Raw genomic sequence first — 17073 nt, 5'->3', positions numbered from 1 at the left:
TCATGCATACAGTTGCAACAAAGGATTTACACCCTGGCATGGTGACTGCCACTCCTGTCATGAGCAGGCATGGGCAGATGATTGTAGAAGCACACAAAATGCTGACAACTCAGATGATTGCACACCTTGAGTTTTACGGAATTGAGAGTGCCAGAATAATAGACGGTGCTCTGCCTGTTGATGCCATTCAGTCAATGGCTGAAGAAAAGGAAGCAGTTGACCGGTATTCTGAACGGGTAAGAAACAGTAAAGAATTCAAAGTTTTTAAAGCAAATTACGAAAAAAAAGTACCTTTTTTAGAAAAATCCATCAATGATTTTGTCACAAAAAACATTCCTTTAGATCAGGAGGCTCTTTTATCCTGCGCTTTAGATCTTTTTGCCAGACATTCCACTACAATTTCCATGTTCGATATGTTGCACAATATGCGCAAAATTACCGATTCCACTTATGCCCACAGTCTGAATGTTTCTTTAATCAGCCGAATGATTGGTATGTGGCAGGATTATAATGCAGATGATTTAGAAACTCTGACTCTGGGTGGTCTCTTACACGATATAGGAAAAAGTAAAATTCCACCTGAAATCATTAACAAGCCAGGGCGCCTGACCCCGGAAGAATATGAACTGGTGAAAAAACATTCCGAATATGGTTATGAACTGCTGAAAAATCAGAATGTATCTGTCCGTATCAAAAAAATTGCTCTCACCCATCACGAACGCTGTGATGGAAGCGGCTATCCAATCGGACTTATCGGAGATGATATTGATGATTTTGCCAATATCGTTGCTATTGCAGATGTCTACGATGCCATGACTGCTGACCGCTGTTATCGCCGCGGCGTCTGCCCGTTTGAGGTCATTGCCACTTTTGAGCGGGAGGGTCTGGGTAAATACAAACCCCAGTTTATTACCAGCTTCTTGGAGCATATTGCCAATACATATATTAACAATGATGTCATGCTAAGTAATGGCATGACCGGTAAAATTGTGCTGATTAACAAGCATCGCCTGACCCGTCCGGTGGTTCGGTTAGAAGACGGTAAATTTATCAATCTGGAAAAACGTCCGGAACTCTACGTTCAGACAATTATATAAAGAAAGAGGTATTTTATGGAAAACAAACAGTTAAAAGATGAAGACGATATCATGGTAACATTGAATTTAGACAATGGGCAGGATGTGGAATGCAAAATTCTTACTATCTTTGAAGCAGGAAAACAGGATTATATTGCGCTGATGCCCTTAGATGAAATGGGAAATGAAAATGCAGATGGTGAAGTATATATCTATCGTTACTCCGAGGATGAGGATGGAAATCCTTCTTTAGATAATATTGACAGTGACGAAGAATACGAAGTTGTCTCCGACCGTTTTGATGAATTATTAGATGAAGCAGAATTTGACGCAATGGACAACTAATCATCCATTACGTTTCCTGCAATTCTTTTAAGAACCGGGATGGTTCTGCACTGTGATTATTCAACAGCTCTACCGAGAAGAGGTAGAGCTGTTTTTTTGCTCTGGTCATCCCCACATAGAACATTCTGCGTTCCTCTTCCAGATCCGCATCTAAAACAGCTTTCTTATAGGGCATGATTTTCTCATTTACATCAATCAAAAATACCACATCATACTCTAATCCCTTCGAGCTATGTAGGGTTGATAAGACAACGCCCTCTCCCTTCGTCCGCTGCTTCTCCATGGCACGCTGTAATTCTTTTAAATATTTCTCTTTCTGTTTCTGCCAGTCATCAAAGCTATCGAACTCTTTGGTCATATCGGTAAGCTGTTCTAGAATATCCAAAAGTTCTTCCTCATTCATACCTCTCTGATCTGCATATTCTTTGATATAGTCATCGTAGCCGATTCCCTTGCGGATATAATTCACCGCTGCAAAAGGCTTCATTCCGGCTAACATTTTGCAGTCATGATAAAGCCGGTCGATTCTTCGTGCAATCCAGGACTGCTCCATTTTATCATAATAATCTGCCCAGACATCAAATGCTACGGTATCCTCTTCCAGACTGTCCCGCCCAATATAACGGTTCGGCCGGTTCATAATCTGTAAGAAGTCTGCCCTTCTTCTGCTTCCATGGGCAATCCGAAGATAACTTTCCATATCTTTTGCAATCCAATGCTCATAAATATTAGGAATATTATCCCTTGTACGGAAAGGAATATTATATTCCATCAACTGCTGCATCAGAAGTCTTGGCTGTGTATTAGTGCGAAACAGCACCGCTGCGTCCGACCAGTCACCACCAGCTGCGGTATATTCCTTAAGTGCATGAATCAATCCTAAATTTTCTTCCCGCTGCGTCCGGTAAGTCTTACATACTACCGCTTCCTTTGCCGGATGAAATGCCTTAATATCCTTTGCAAACCGCCCTGTATTGTGGGCAATCAGTCTTCCTGCCGCTGCCACAATATTTCCATCGGAACGATAATTATAATTTAATACAATCCGCTTTGCATCAGCATAATCCTTCTCAAAGTTCAGCATAATCTCCGGTCTTGCCTGGCGGAACCTGTAAATAGACTGGTCATCATCCCCTACCACAAAGAGATTATTTTCCGGTGCTGCAAGCATCCTTATAATCTCATATTGTAATCCATTGATATCCTGAAACTCATCAATTAAAATATATCGGAACTTCTTCTGCCAGAGTGCTAAGATATCCTTCCGCTGGCTGAAAAGTTCATAGGTATAAACTAACATATCATCAAAATCAATCAGCCGGTTCTTCTGCAGCATCTTCTGATAATTCATAAATACATCCCGGAATGTATGCTCTGGAAAATTAGAAGAATAATAATGTTCAATGGGAATGTTCGAATTCTTTACACCGCTGATTTCAGATAACAGAGTCTGGATACATTCATTTTCATCTTCATAGTCAATCGGAAAATGACGTAAAAGATTCCGGATAAATACCACCTTCTGCTCATCTCTTATAATATTTTCTGCCCGATAATGATAAGCATACTTTAATACCGTAAAAAACACCGCATGAAAAGTACCAAAAGTAGCCGTTGTGGATGTCTGATTCGTCAGCGAAAGAAAACGCTCCTTCATCTCCATAGCGGCTGCTTTTGTAAATGTCACCACCAGAATCTCTGATGGTGACACCCCATATTTTTCTATCAAATTTTTCGTTCGATGGGTAATTACGGCAGTTTTGCCTGAACCGGGCCCCGCCAGTGTAAGGCAGGGACCCTGATAAAAATCAACAGCTTCCTGTTGTGCTTCATTAAATTGCATGAAATGCCTCGTAACTTTTATTTCTCAAGTGCTTTCGTAAGAAGTGCAATTCCGGTACGGATACGTTTTAAGGACTCTTCCTTACCAATAATCTCCATAATTTCAGTTGCACCTGCCGGTGTCATCTGTTTACCGGAAACCGCTGTACGAACCGGCCATAATACATAACCATTCTTGCAGCCCTTCTCTGCCACAAAATCACAAAGTGTCTGATATAGTGCATCATTACTGTAATCCTGTTGAGCCTCTAATACCGGAAGAATCTCTGTCAAGACTTCCAAAGAGCTCTCTTCTGTGGTCTTCATCTTCTTATGGGTATACATTGCGGTATCATACTCTGGAAGTTCCTCAAAGAAGTCAATCAGATTCTCAATATCCGGGAAGATTTCAATTCTGGTCTTCACCATCTCTGCAATCTTGCGGATATCATAATCCCTGGTAATTACTTTCCGGATATATGGCTCTGCCATTTCAAAGTACGAATCAAAATCCATTGCCTTGATGTATTCGCCATTCATCCATTTCAGCTTTGTATAGTCAAATACAGCCGGTGATTTGCTCATATGATGATAATCAAAGGCTTTTACCAGCTCCTCTAAAGAAAAGATTTCCCGGTTATCTGCCGGACTCCACCCCAGTAATGCCACAAAGTTTACAACTGCCTCTGTTAAAAATCCCTGTTCAATCAAATCTTCGTAGGAAGAATGTCCACAACGTTTACTTAACTTCTGATGCTCTTCGTTGGTAATTAACGGACAGTGTACATACACTGGCACATCCCAGCCAAAAGCTTCATACAGACGGTTATACTTTGGAGAAGAAGAAAGATATTCATTTCCTCTTACTACATGTGTAATTCCCATCAAATGGTCATCTACTACGTTGGCAAAGTTATAAGTCGGATATCCGTCTGATTTAATCAGAATCATATCGTCCAGCTCCGCATTATCAACGGTAATATCTCCATAGATTTCATCATGGAAGGTTGTTGTTCCTGTCTGAGGATTGTTCTGACGGATAACGTATGGGACACCTGCAGCAAGCTTTTCTTCTATTTCTTCCTTGCTTAAATGCAGGCAATGCTTATCGTAAACAATAATCTCTTTACCTGCAACAGTCTGACGCAGACTCTCTAAACGCTCCTTATCACAGAAACAATAGTATGCTTCTCCTTTTTCAATGAGTTTCTTCGCATACTCCAGATAAATTCCCTGTGCCTGACGTTCACTCTGCACATATGGGCCAACACCGCCATCCTTGTCCGGACCTTCATCATGTAACAATCCAGTCTTCTCAAGGGTACGGTAGATAATATCTACCGCTCCCTCAACATAACGTTCCTGGTCTGTATCTTCAATTCTTAAAATAAAATCTCCGCCCTCATGCTTTGCAATTAAATATGCATAAAGTGCTGTACGCAGATTTCCTACATGCATTCTTCCTGTAGGACTTGGTGCAAATCTGGTTCTAACCTTGCTCATTCTATTAACCCGCTTTCTTACTATTAATTTAATTCGATTTCCCGTAATTCCTTTGGAGGAAGCTGCTTGGTAGAAGCTTTCTTAATCTTCTCGATTTCCTGTTTTGCTTTCGGAATCGGAAGAATAGTTCCTGCTCCGGCGATACATCCGCCAGGACATCCCATTCCTTCAATCATACATCCATTCATCTTACCAGCCTTGGCAAGCATCAGCATCTTCTTACATTCAGCAAGACCTTCTGCATGTTCAATCTTAACATCCACATCCGGATAATATTCATGTACACATTTTTCAATGGCATCTGCAACACCACCGGCACATGCATATCCACGACCTGCAGCAGTTGCATCATGCATGGAGCTTTCACCCTCTGTCTGGTTCGGATCAATTCCTTTTGCTGCAAACATAGCGTCTAACTCTTCAAATGTGATTACAAAATCAACATCGCTTCGTACAGTTCTTCTGCTTGCTTCCAGTTTCTTAGCAGCACACGGTCCGATAAATACTACTTTTGCATTCGGATGTTCTTTCTTAATGCTTCTTGCTGTAGCAACCATAGGTGTAAGCTCAGAAGATACGCTCTCGATTAAATCCGGGAACTGTGTCTTTGCAAGCATGGACCATGCAGGACAGCAGGAAGTAAGTAAGAACGGAAGCTCTCCTGTTGCAACATGATTTGCATAGTGATGTGCTTCTGCTACTGCACCGATATCAGCTCCAAGTGCAACCTCTACAACCTCTGAAAAACCAAGTTCTAATAAAGCTGCCTTTACATGCTTTGGAGTAGCTCCAGGTCCGAACTGACCTACAAATGCAGGTGCAATTTCAGCGATAACTTCTCCGCCTTCTTTCATACACCGGATCAACTGGAAAATCTGTGATTTATCTGCAATTGCTCCGAATGGGCAGCTTACCATACACTGACCACAGGATACACATTTATCTGCATCAATCTTTGCTCTTCCGTATTCATCTGTTCCAATTGCTCCAATTCCACAAGCCATGGAACAAGGTCTTTCTTTCTTGGAAATTGCATCATATGGGCAGGCTGCTTTACATCTTCCACATTTGATACATTTCTCCTGGTCGATTACAGATTTGCCATCTACCTGGGAGATTGCTCCCTTTGGACATACCTCCATACATGGATGTGCAATACATCCCTGACACATATTGGATACTTCATATTTCTTTTCTTCGCACAGATTACATGCAGATGGAATTACCTGCATAAGAGGTGGCTCATAATATTTTTCTGCCACATTGCTCTCTTCGAGGCCACTGGTAACATGTACCGGTTTATCCTGTGGCCGTAAAGACATACCCATAGCAAGTCTTACTCTTTCTGCTGCAATCGCACGTTCTCTATAAATACTTTCACGGTATGTAGGAACATCTCCAGGGCAAACTGTATATGGAACTGCCTCAACGGCATCGTTCAGGTTTGCACTGTCTGCTTCATAAGCAATTTTTGCTACCTCCGTAAAAATGCTTTTTCTCAAATCTGATACTGGTGTACGTAGTCCTCTCATCGTTTCCTCCTAGAAAAAAATTGTATTATATCATTGTTCATAACCACGCACAGTATTATCAATATATAACACTATGCTAACAATAATCTAGCACACCACTTTCAATAATACAAGTAGCCTGCTCCTATGTTCTAAAATAAATACTTCTTACTACTTTTTCCTCTGGGAACATTCTTTGCAGACCGCATCCGTATCTGTCCTTCCACTACATCCGCTGCAGCCAATGCAGCCTCCCTCTTTTTTCTTTTTCATCATAGCATATACCGCAAAGGCGCACCAGCAAAGAATCAGTAATAGCAAAATAATATCATTAACGCCCATAATATCTGCCTCCTAAAAAATCAGGCTGCCAATCTGAAAGACAACAAATGCTGCAATCCATGCAACCACGCACTGCATTACCACAACACCAAGTGCCTGAAGCTTTGAACCCATCTCCCGTCTGATTGCTGCAATCGCTGCTACACATGGTGTATAAAGTAACGTAAACACCAGGAAGCTGACTGCTGATACCGGCGTAAACAGAGTTCCAAGGCTGTTGCCCAAAGCAGTCACACTGGTTCCAAGAAGTACACTCATGGTACTGATTACTGCTTCTTTTGCAGTAAATCCGGTAATCAAAGAAGTGGATACTCTCCAGTCCCCAAATCCAAGCGGCGCAAAAACCGGTGCAATCACACGGCCGATTAATGCCAGCAGGCTGTCTGCGCTGTCAGATACTACATTCAGTCTGGTATCAAAAGACTGTAAGAACCAGATAATAATCGTTGCAAGGAAAATAACGGTAAATGCCCTCTCTAAGAAATCCTTTGCCTTGTCCCACATCAGGAGTACCACGCTCTTTAAAGATGGCAGCCGGTAATTCGGAAGCTCCATGACAAAAGGCATCGGTTTTCCACGGAATGCGGAATGCTTGAATAAAAGTGCCACCAGAATTCCCATTACCATTCCACCAACATAAAGTGCAATCATAACAAGCGCCTGATATTTTTCAAAAAATGCTGCTGTAAATACCGCATAAATCGGAATTTTTGCCGAACAGCTGATAAATGGTGTCAGCATAATGGTCATTTTCCGGTCTCTTTCGGATGCTAAAGTTCTGCTTGACATTACTGCCGGAACCGTACAACCAAATCCAATCAGCATTGGAACAAAGCTTCGTCCGGAAAGTCCGATTTTACGCAGCAGTTTATCCATAACAAAGGCAACTCTTGCCATATAACCGGAATCTTCCAGAATAGACAGGAAGAAAAATAAAACCACAATAATCGGCAGGAAGCTTAATACACTTCCGACTCCGGCAAATACACCGTCAATAATCAGGCTGTGTACCACCGGGTTAATTCCATAAGAAGTCAACCCCTTGTCAGCAAGATTCGTTATGTATGCAATAAAAACTGCAAGATAATCACTTAAAAATGCTCCGATAACACCGAAGGTCAGCCAGAATACCAGCAGCATAATCAGAAGGAACAGCGGGATAGCAAGATATTTATTCGTTAATACGTTGTCTATCTTTACACTACGGATATGTTCTTTGCTCTCATGGCACTTTGTTACTGATTTACTGCACACCTTTTCAATAAAGGTATATCTCATATCCGCCAGAGCGGCATTTCTGTCCATATGATGGTCTGTTTCCATTTCTTCAATACTGTGTTCCATCATATCCAGTTCGTTCTGGCTCAGCTTCAGTCTGTCAATAATGTCTGTATCCTGCTCTACAATCTTCGTTGCTGCAAAACGTGGTGACATTCCGATATTCTGTGCATGGTCTTCTACCTGATGGGATACCGCATGAATGCAGCGGTGCACAGGACCTTTCTCGCAGAAATCCGTTACCTTTGGATATATCTTCTGTCCTGCCATCTTCATGGCGCTGTGTACCAGGTCTTCCACTCCCTCTCCCTTTACCGCACTGATTGGAATAACCGGAATTCCCAGTTCTAAAGACATCTGTTTTACATCAATACTTCCGCCGTTGTTACGCACCTCATCCATCATATTCAGAGCTAATACCATCGGAATATGCATTTCTAACAACTGCAGGGTCAGATAGAGATTTCGCTCAATATTTGTTGCATCTACAATATTGATAATTCCATCCGGCTTTTCATTTAAAATAAAATCTCTTGTTACAATCTCCTCACTGGTATATGGACGCAGAGAATAGATTCCCGGCAGGTCAACTACCGACGCATCCTTATGCTCTCTGATTTCTCCCATTTTCTGGTCAACCGTTACACCCGGGAAATTTCCAACATGCTGGTTGGAACCGGTGAGCTGATTAAATAATGTGGTCTTACCACAGTTCTGGTTTCCTACTAATGCAAATATCATTCTAGTTCTCCTCCGGTTCTACTTCAATTTTTCCGGCATCTTCTTTTCGTATGGTCAGTTCATATCCACGAATCCGGAGTTCAATCGGGTCTCCCATAGGTGCTACTTTACGCACCTGCACCTTTGTCTTTGGAATCAGCCCCATATCTAAAAATCTACACCGCAGTGCTCCTTCTCCCCCTACTTTGGTTATTACCGCTTCTCTTCCAATTTCAAGTTCATCCAGTGTCATCTATTTTCCTCTTCTCTTGTTATTGATATTTTTTCTCAATTAATTATTTTACCGCAGGATTCTTTTTTTCACAATATAAAATCTCACATTCCTTTTCATCTGCACATATATTAATATGAATATTTTTATTGAGGTCAGCATATGAACAACTGTAATTGTCAGCCACAAAGCAGCCGTCCGGCTGTTCCGACACCTTATACGAAACAGTTTGCCTGTAATCAGGAACTTGCCATGGCTTATGTTCCATGGCAGCAGTTCGGCAATCTGTACGAACCTGACCAGGCTCTGCGTAATGGCACAGTCTTTCAGGATTTAAATAAGCCTTTCCATGGTTCCATGAAAGGAGGCAGATTCTGATGAATAATATGCCAATGGACCAGTCCCAGCTTTTAGACTGGATTAATCAGGTCAGCTTTGTAGCTTATGATACTGCCCTTTACCTTGACACCCATCCTTATGATGAAGAAGCACTTTCCTTCTATAACCACTACCGTACCCTGCGGTTAAAAGCAGTGAAAATGTATGAAGAAAAATATGGTCCCCTGACTTTAGACGGTGCCGACACAGACGGTCACTGGAGCTGGGGAAGCATGAGAAATCCATGGGAAGGGGGAAATTGTTAAATGTGGCAGTATGAAAAAAGACTGGAATATCCGGTCAACATCAAACAGACCGATCCGAAAACCGCACAGTATATCTTAAGCCAGTACGGAGGTCCTGACGGAGAAATCAACGCATCCTTACGTTATCTCTCCCAGCGCTATTCCATTCCTTACCGTGAAGTAGCCGGACTGCTTACCGATATTGCGACAGAAGAAATTGCCCATTTTGAGATGATTGCAACCATCGTACACCAGCTTACCAGAGACCTGACTCCGGAGGAAATCAAAGCCTCTAACTTCGGTCCTTACTATATTGACCACACCCTTGCCGTATGGCCACAGGCTGCCGGTGGTGTTCCACAGAATGCCTGTGAATTCCAGTCCAAAGGCGATCCGATTACTGATCTTATGGAAGATATGGCTGCAGAGCAGAAAGCCCGCACCACTTACGATAACATTCTTCGTGTCGTAAAAGACCCGGACGTTGTAGATCCGATTCGTTTCCTGCGTGCCAGGGAGGTCGTACACTTCCAGCGTTTTGGCGAAGCACTCCGGATGGTACAGGAACACCTTGACTCCAAGAACTTCTATGCATGTAACCCGGCTTTCGATAAGAGCTGCGGCTGCAAATAAAACTGTGAGCGAAAAGAATGTGCCTTGGCACATTCTCGCGCCTGCGGCGGTTGCTTGCGACATCTACCTTATACGCCGCAGTGTGCATCCTCGCGGAGCGTTTTTAACTTTACAGGAAAGCAATTTCCTGTAAAGTTAAAAATAGCGTATCACCGATATTTTCTATCGATGATACGCTATTTTCATTCTCCGGTTCCGCAGAGCCGGTCCACAGAATTAATAATCTCACGGACTTCCGGGATTTCCTCATGATACTCTTTCATGAGTTTTTCAATTTCTTCCTTCTGTTCTAATACTACATCCATGTTATATTCAATGGATGCCCGGATTTTCTGCCGCCGGCTCAATAATTCATGCTTGATTTCCACCATTTCACGCTTATCTACCAGTGCATTGGGCTGACTAATCCAGACCTTTGCATCATAAAGTTCATATTTTTGCAGCATGTGTACTAACTTTCCATTAAAATATTCCAAGTCATCACTGTTCCGCTCAAATTTTTCTCTTTCCCGTTTGGCTTCTAAGTACTGCTCCCAGAGATAGGTCAATTCATAGGAATTATGCACATGGTATTTCTCGCAGGCATAATCCACCGCATTCGTAGAATTTACATACTTTATTTTAGTATGGTTCAAAAGAGTAATGGCATGATTCATGTTCACTTCTGCCCGCTTGATTTCTCTTGTATTATTCTGATTCCGGTACAGCATAAAGAATCCACTGGCTGCCGCAGCTACCATCAGAATCGTAAATAGAATCCGTACATCCATTTCCAATGTCACATGAAGAACCAATATGACTGCAAGGAATGCCAGTACCATGCCAAATACTACATAGGATGCCTTCCGCAGAATCTTCTGTTCTTCCATTAACTCTTCCCGGTAATAGGCCCATTCATTCTTCTCCCCTTCCAGGTAATTCATATCACGCTTTACGGCCGCCTGATACATCTCATTTGCCTGCAGGGTCCGGATGGATTCCGTCAGAGTCTCCTCTTCCTGTTCCATCTGTGCATACTGCGTATCTGTCAGCTTCTTGGTTGCTTTCAGATAATCGGAACGGGACTGATCCAGTGTAAGAATACTGTTTGCAGTATCTCTTAAAGCAGCTGCCTCATCTTCCGGCAGTTCTTCAATAATCTGGATATCCTTTAAATAAGAAGTCACCACACGATATTCAGACTTTTCATTTTCCAGGGTCTTTGTGGTGTCAATCATCTGTTCACAGTGACCCAGAACATAATGTTGTACTTTATGTTCATCCTTCCGGTCTTCTTCCGATAACGTATCCTCTGTGATACATTCTAAGACCTCTTCAATTGTTTTCTTTGGTTTCCTTTTTCTTCTAAAAAATTTAATCAATGTTATGCCCACCGTCCATTGCTTTCGTAAATATATTTTTTCTTATCCAGCACATCCCGAAATGCTTCCAGTACTTCTTCCTCATCATTCCATTGCTTATGAATATCCTCTAATGTCTTTTGCAGTTCTTCTGATACTTCATAAACCTGTTCCTTTTCATCCGGTGCTGCCATCCGCCATGCTTCTTCCATCTCCCGCATACATGCCGGATTGTTATTATAGTCATAAGCTTTCTTAAAGCATCGTGCCGCATCCCGGTACAGGAATAATCCGGTATGTGCAACTCCAATATTATTCCATATATTTCCTATGACAGAAGCAGCCAGCTTCCCCGCCTCTTCCTTCTGCAGCAGACGCATATATTCCCTGATAGCCATGACATACCGGTGATTCATAAGGCTTCTGTCTGCCCTGATTTTCATACATTCAATTTCTGATTTATTTTCTATTTCTGCCAGTGCATATTCGATTTCATCTTTTTCTTTCTTTGTGCAAAAGCCGCAGTCATCCATCAGAAGCCGGACTTTCTTTGCCAGCGTCATTTTCTTTCGGACAGCCTCTTTTAACTGCCCGGCTAACTCCAGGTCTTTTAACTCCTCTGCAATCCAGCTGATTAAATCATCCGACACAAAAGAATCGTCAAGATATTCCGTGTGGTTTAAAATATACCAGTTCAATTCCTCCAGGGAATAGATATTTATCATATTCTGTTCTAAATAATATGGCACATCGGTTTCTTTCCGATTGCATAAAATCAATTCTCCCATGAGTTCTCCTCCTACAGTTCCATTTTATATTCCCACACTTTTTCAGAGCTTTTATAAATCTCTCCAAATCCAAGGTCCCGTATGGTAACCTTTACAGCGGAATCCGACAGTGCTTCTGTCATAACAGAAAGTCTGGTCATACGTTCCGGCCGTTTGGGAATATCCGTAAGCTCTAAGGATTCTATCTTTGCTTCCCTGCTGTCCGGAAGCTGCAGCCAGAAATCAACGGTATTCGTACCTGCCAGTAAAATCTCGCACTGATTCTTTGCTTCATACCAGTTTTCTCCTGCACTTACCAGTGTATGGAAAATAAGTTCTTCCCGATCTTTTACTTTAAGGCTGATATTTACCTTCATCTCATTCTCGCCAATATAGACAAACTGCCATGGCTGCATTCCGGTATGGATGCAGGATGCATAACAGGCTCCCTTAGCATAAAGATTTTTGCCCAAGAAAACATGCCTTCCGTTGCAGAGAAATTTTAAGGATTCTCTCATCCATTCTCCATCAAAACTATCCCCGGTCAGATATACCGAAGAATAAATTTTACGGGAAACGGCATCTGTTACTACATCTAAAAACGCAGTGTCTTTATTGCCAATCAAAGGACCATAATCTTTCAGATAAATATGAACCAGCTGTGGTGTGGAATTCAGATTACGCTCCATGTAATAAAAGCGCATACTGTTCTTGGAATAATCAAAGAGAACTGCATCATGCAGCCACAGTTCTTCCTTCTGGCTTAAAGCATAGTAATAAAAGCTTTCTGCATAATCGATGACATGATACTGCTCTTTTGTCCACTTCATCCGTCCGGCTATTTTTTCAATCAGTTCCATCTTCTCCCGGTTTAAAGTATCCATGGTAATGGTAATTCTTGCCAGCTTCATGGATGTGCCGAATTTCTGCGGTACCGTAAGAATTTTACGGACAAAGAGACTTAACAGTTCTACCGTATCATAAGTTTCCCCTTCCACGGTAACCTGTTCGCCTGCCAGTGCCCGGCCAAAGAGCCGGTCACAGCCGCTTCCTTCGCCATTTTTCATGACAGTCTCTGCTTCTTTTCCGTAATACCACTGTCCGATTCCTCTCCGCTTACAAAGGCTTAATGGAATCTGGTACAATTCACTGCCTGCCACGGTACTGATGGTATCCGGCTCTGACATATCGGATGTACAATATGATACTAATGCGTATTTTTTTCCAAAATCAAGTCCTATTGAAAGGCTTTTTTCCTTCATACCATCACCCTGTTATTGTTTTCCCTGTTATTACATCAGTTGAAAACGTTCTTCATTCCTTTTCTTCATGCTGTCATATTTCCGTAAAAGCCGCTCTAACTTCTCATAATCCTTTAAGGTATATTCTAATTCCATTTCATTCAACATATCATAGGTGCTTCCGTTTTCCCTGCCACAGACATCCTTACAGGAAAGCCGTCCACTCTCAGTCACAACGGACTCCCGTGGTGCTTCCTCTGAAATATAATACGGAATTTCTTCTCCAAAGAATACGATAAATTCTTTTACGAAAATGCCCTCATACATCTCATTCATATCTTCATCCACATAGGATTCACCCTTCTGATAGTGAACCACCACACGCTTACTTGGGTTTGTCCGGTATTCCAAAAACTTCCGGTCGTAAAAATGAAATCGATAACGGATCTCTTCCGGCATCTGCTGATAAAATGCAAAATAAAGATTCTGTGCCAGCTGCTCCTGTAGAAGCTGCTCTGTCATCTCCATTACACCTTTTTCTTCTATGGACAAATCCCTCTTCGCCACTGCATAAAGCAGTGCCAGCTTCATCACCTGGCTTAATTCTTCCTGTTCCTCATAATTTTTCTTTAAGCCTCTAATGACATTTTCCGGTACAATGCCCTGATGCACAAAATAGAAATGTGCGAAATAATTTACATATGCTTTTTGCAGAAGATGAGGTGCTCCGTGTGACACAAAGCTTTCATAAATGCTCTGCACCTGTTCTACAAATTCTGCTGTATATAACATCTGCATCAATAACCGTTCTTCCAAGTCTCTGGTATCTATATCAAAAGTCTGCGCTGCTGACCAGACCGCCGCCATTACACGGGTCGGACCGCAGTAGAACTGTGCTAAATACTGCAGCATCTCTTTACTGTATTTCTTCGCCTGAAAAGTCACTGCACAAAGTGCCAGCAGGAAGTCATCACTTTCATAATCCACTTCTTCTATTTCATAAGTCAGAAGTGCTGTCAGTTTCTCCAGCCGGATGCCTTCCCAGCCAAATTCCCGGATATCCGGATATGCAATCTCATATAACCGGTATTCCAACATCAGATTCAAAAGATAGGCTCTGTCATCCCGCTTCATAGAAGAAAGCGGTGCATGACGCAGACACTCTTCCACCAGTTCCTGATTATCTTCCTGCTCATAGAAATGTACTGCCTTTGCATAAAGCTCTGCCCGGTAACTTTCCCGCAATGCTTCCTCTTTTAAGAAGATGCGTAAATACTCACTATCCTCTGGCATAAATGCAAGGTGGGTATCCCTGGATGTAAAATGATACAAAAGATACGAAATCTCATATGGTGCATATTCCATGCAGGTACGGTAAAAGGCACCAGGCCTCATCAGCTTTTCCAGCTGGTATGAAATCTCACTGCCATACCGGTATCCCTTCGTATCCTCAAATACAATGACATAGTCCTTGCTGTATAACTCAAAATAAGCACTGCCATTTACAATCGGCACACACTGCACTTTTCGCAGCTGGTCATGCAAAACATACATCCGCACAATATTCGGTGCAAAGCAGTTCATTTTATGGGTAAAGAGAATCTTCGCCAGTGGTCCTGCCATCTCTTTTTGTATCATGCCTTTATTTAATAAATCAGAATAGATAATCGCCAGATTATCATCAATATGACCTTCTTCTATCTGGGCAATTGCGAATTCTTCCATCCGCTTCCGGTAACTGGAATATACCTCCGGCTCTTTCTCCTTTAACGCTGCTACATTTGCAAGCAGAGCCGCCTTCTGTTTGTATGGAATGCTGCTGTTATACTGAAAATACATCTGTATCATCCGTGGAATTTTCTTAATGGCAAGTAAATCCATGGACATTAAATATGCTTCATTTAATCCTGCCAGCCGCAAATCTTCTTCCACGCCACGTTCAAACCAGATATGATAATGCAATCCAAAACGCTGTCCTCTTATCAGGTAAGCACAGATTGCTGACAACATCTGATTATTCTGAAATTTATCATATGCCACGCACATAGTCTTATAAAGCAGCGGATGAAATACCCGTTTTTCCGATACCAGCGTCGTAATCTGCATGGCAAGGTCACTGGTCAACACACCTTTTTTTGCCGCCCAGTAAAGAATGCGGATTTCAAAATCAGTAAGTCTCGTTAAAAGATACGGATTCTGCCAGTATAAATAGAATCCTTCGATATAGAAAAACGGACTGTTACAGCCGTCTAACATCTGGCTCTCAATTGCCCGGATTTTCCTGGTATCATTCTCACAATATTCTTTCTTTAAGAAAAGCAGCATCCAGAACACCCGGATATCATCGGTTTTCTGATAAATTTCTTCAATCTCTGCAGTCAGCCGGTTCACATAGGATTCTTCACGCTCCCACAACGTACGGAGATAGAGAAAATATGCATAAAGCGGTGTATCTTTTGCTTCCTCTTTCCGCCGGAACTCATCAAATAACCACTCTGCCTCCTGCTTCTGTCCGCTTACCAGTAATGCCTGTATTTTCATCAGAAGATACCAGTCATTTTCCGGCCGCATTGCAATCAGATGATTCAGTGCATCTAACATTCCTGATGCAAAAAGTCCTGCGCCAATCTTTTTCATACGATAATTGAGATAGATTCCGGTGATATGTGCAAGTGTTCTCTGCTCTTCCAGATAATCGATATGCTCCTGTTCTCTGCGCTCCGGCGTCCTGATTATGGTAATCTCATAAGTAAGATGCTGATAAATATTTTCTAAAGTAATTCTTCCATAATTTTTTCCGGTATGAAGTTCTGCCGGGTCAATATAATAAATAAGGTCGCAGATACTTCCGGTAAAATCATCTGAAGTATAAACATTCTTTTCCAGTTTTAAGAAGCTGCTGTCTGTCTGTGCTTCAAAGCTTATATACCCCCAGCCATTCTTCTGCACAAAAAGCGTTTCCTTCTGCTCCTCTTTGATATCCCGATAGGTAATTTCCTGTTCTTTTAACGCAAGTTCAATGCGTGGCTTGGCATTAATCGTAACCAAGAACTCCTCCATACCGGAAATCAATGCTCCCGGTCCGCCAAAGCCGGCATACCATAATAGTTCTTTTCCTTTTTCTTCTTTTAATACATGTTGAAAGCCCTGGGAAGCAAACAGATGGTAAGCTTCCATATAATCCGTCTGTGCCAGTTTGATAAAATCACTGAGATTTCGGATTCTTCCGGTAGACGCATTTCCATAAGGCCGGATTATAGACACAACAAAAGAAAGGCTGTATTCCAACTGATTACAAATAATACAGAATTCACCCTTTTGTATATCGCCAACCCGGAAACCCTCACTATGGAACTGAAATCCGATTCGGACTTCTTCCCCTTCAAATTCCGGTGTCAGACATTCCATATATGGATTAGAGGAATAAATCAGCCCCTTTACCGGAACATGGTTGGATACTTCAATCACAAATTCTCCCGTATAACCCTGTCCCTCTAATACCTCAATTTCAATCTTCTCTTCCGAAAGAGATAAAACCGGCTGTTCCTGTTCAAATTTTCCTGCTGCAAGTCTCTGAATCCGTCTACGCAAAATGTCACCTGCTTTTCCTTCTCCGATATGAGATTTTGTTGCTTTTTCCC

General features: G+C 42.0%; 13 protein-coding genes and 1 pseudogene. 5 read left to right on the top strand and 9 right to left on the bottom strand.

The features are described 5' to 3' along the window. Positions 1–2 precede the first annotated feature (2 nt). On the top strand, positions 3–1097 hold the full coding sequence (locus LKD41_RS08225; protein WP_022243328.1) for an HD-GYP domain-containing protein: 1095 nt from the start codon (positions 3–5) through the stop codon (positions 1095–1097). A 15-nt stretch (positions 1098–1112) separates the two neighbouring features. Continuing rightward, complete coding sequence (locus LKD41_RS08220; protein ID WP_227700905.1) at positions 1113–1421, top strand: DUF1292 domain-containing protein; 309 nt, start codon at positions 1113–1115, stop codon at positions 1419–1421. A 7-nt stretch (positions 1422–1428) separates the two neighbouring features. Here the strand turns inward: LKD41_RS08220 and LKD41_RS08215 are convergent, their stop codons facing one another. The 5 genes and pseudogenes from LKD41_RS08215 to feoB all read right to left on the bottom strand — a co-directional run bounded on the left by LKD41_RS08215 (position 1429) and on the right by feoB (position 8849). Beyond that, positions 1429–3264 (bottom strand): ATP-dependent helicase, encoded by a 1836-nt coding sequence (locus LKD41_RS08215; protein ID WP_117841178.1) that lies wholly within the window; start codon positions 3262–3264, stop codon positions 1429–1431. A 17-nt stretch (positions 3265–3281) separates the two neighbouring features. Beyond that, the gene (gene gltX / locus LKD41_RS08210; protein WP_022243331.1) at positions 3282–4745 is read right to left on the bottom strand and encodes a glutamate--tRNA ligase; all 1464 of its coding nucleotides are present in this window, start codon (positions 4743–4745) and stop codon (positions 3282–3284) included. Positions 4746–4768: 23 nt separating this feature from the next. Continuing rightward, complete coding sequence (locus LKD41_RS08205; RefSeq protein WP_117841180.1) at positions 4769–6277, bottom strand: 4Fe-4S dicluster domain-containing protein; 1509 nt, start codon at positions 6275–6277, stop codon at positions 4769–4771. 150 nt (positions 6278–6427) lie between these two features. Next, positions 6428–6598, bottom strand: a complete 171-nt coding sequence (locus LKD41_RS08200) for a FeoB-associated Cys-rich membrane protein (protein WP_227700904.1) — start codon at positions 6596–6598, stop codon at positions 6428–6430. A gap of 12 nt (positions 6599–6610) precedes the next feature. Further along, positions 6611–8849, bottom strand: a pseudogene (gene feoB / locus LKD41_RS08195) (ferrous iron transport protein B). A gap of 141 nt (positions 8850–8990) precedes the next feature. Here feoB and LKD41_RS08185 point away from each other — a divergent pair. The 3 genes from LKD41_RS08185 to LKD41_RS08175 are packed head-to-tail and all read left to right on the top strand — an operon-like array spanning position 8991 to position 10084. Continuing rightward, positions 8991–9206 carry a spore coat associated protein CotJA gene (locus tag LKD41_RS08185; RefSeq protein WP_022243335.1) on the top strand — a complete coding sequence of 72 codons (216 nt, stop codon included), beginning with the start codon at positions 8991–8993 and terminating at the stop codon, positions 9204–9206. Next, on the top strand, positions 9206–9472 hold the full coding sequence (locus LKD41_RS08180) for a spore coat protein CotJB (protein WP_022243336.1): 267 nt from the start codon (positions 9206–9208) through the stop codon (positions 9470–9472). The genes LKD41_RS08185 and LKD41_RS08180 overlap by 1 nt, the downstream gene beginning before the upstream one ends. Further along, positions 9473–10084, top strand: coding sequence for a manganese catalase family protein (locus LKD41_RS08175; protein WP_022243337.1), 612 nt, complete (start codon positions 9473–9475; stop codon positions 10082–10084). A 182-nt stretch (positions 10085–10266) separates the two neighbouring features. On the opposite strand, the gene LKD41_RS08170 is transcribed toward LKD41_RS08175, so the two are convergent. From LKD41_RS08170 to LKD41_RS08155, 4 genes are read right to left on the bottom strand one after another with little or no spacing between them, the layout of a single operon-like run. Then, positions 10267–11445 (bottom strand): hypothetical protein, encoded by a 1179-nt coding sequence (locus LKD41_RS08170; protein WP_227700902.1) that lies wholly within the window; start codon positions 11443–11445, stop codon positions 10267–10269. A 2-nt stretch (positions 11446–11447) separates the two neighbouring features. Then, the gene (locus tag LKD41_RS08165) at positions 11448–12212 is read right to left on the bottom strand and encodes a hypothetical protein (RefSeq protein WP_227700901.1); all 765 of its coding nucleotides are present in this window, start codon (positions 12210–12212) and stop codon (positions 11448–11450) included. Positions 12213–12223: 11 nt separating this feature from the next. Next, on the bottom strand, positions 12224–13453 hold the full coding sequence (locus LKD41_RS08160; RefSeq protein WP_227700900.1) for a DUF5716 family protein: 1230 nt from the start codon (positions 13451–13453) through the stop codon (positions 12224–12226). Positions 13454–13483: 30 nt separating this feature from the next. Beyond that, a complete protein-coding gene (locus LKD41_RS08155) occupies positions 13484–17023 on the bottom strand; it encodes a DUF5717 family protein (RefSeq protein ID WP_227700899.1) in 3540 nt (1179 codons plus the stop codon). Between the last annotated feature and the right edge of the window lie 50 nt (positions 17024–17073).

The organism is Roseburia sp. CLA-AA-H209 (genome assembly GCF_020687575.1).
GTDB classification, from domain to species: Bacteria; Bacillota; Clostridia; order Lachnospirales; family Lachnospiraceae; genus Roseburia_C; species Roseburia_C amylophila.
Note: the sequence above shows the minus strand (reverse complement) of the source record. Positions and strands in the feature narration are given on the sequence as shown.

Bases quoted from the DNA above. Each gene is read 5' to 3' on its own strand.
- LKD41_RS08225 (WP_022243328.1), top strand. From the start codon at position 3: ATGCATACAGTTGCAACAAAGGATTTACACCCTGGCATGGTGACTGCC.
- LKD41_RS08220 (WP_227700905.1), top strand. From the start codon at position 1,113: ATGGAAAACAAACAGTTAAAAGATGAAGACGATATCATGGTAACATTG.
- LKD41_RS08215 (WP_117841178.1), bottom strand. From the start codon at position 3,264: ATGCAATTTAATGAAGCACAACAGGAAGCTGTTGATTTTTATCAGGGT.
- gltX (WP_022243331.1), bottom strand. From the start codon at position 4,745: ATGAGCAAGGTTAGAACCAGATTTGCACCAAGTCCTACAGGAAGAATG.
- LKD41_RS08205 (WP_117841180.1), bottom strand. From the start codon at position 6,277: ATGAGAGGACTACGTACACCAGTATCAGATTTGAGAAAAAGCATTTTT.
- LKD41_RS08200 (WP_227700904.1), bottom strand. From the start codon at position 6,598: ATGGGCGTTAATGATATTATTTTGCTATTACTGATTCTTTGCTGGTGC.
- LKD41_RS08185 (WP_022243335.1), top strand. From the start codon at position 8,991: ATGAACAACTGTAATTGTCAGCCACAAAGCAGCCGTCCGGCTGTTCCG.
- LKD41_RS08180 (WP_022243336.1), top strand. From the start codon at position 9,206: ATGAATAATATGCCAATGGACCAGTCCCAGCTTTTAGACTGGATTAAT.
- LKD41_RS08175 (WP_022243337.1), top strand. From the start codon at position 9,473: ATGTGGCAGTATGAAAAAAGACTGGAATATCCGGTCAACATCAAACAG.
- LKD41_RS08165 (WP_227700901.1), bottom strand. From the start codon at position 12,212: ATGGGAGAATTGATTTTATGCAATCGGAAAGAAACCGATGTGCCATAT.
- LKD41_RS08160 (WP_227700900.1), bottom strand. From the start codon at position 13,453: ATGAAGGAAAAAAGCCTTTCAATAGGACTTGATTTTGGAAAAAAATAC.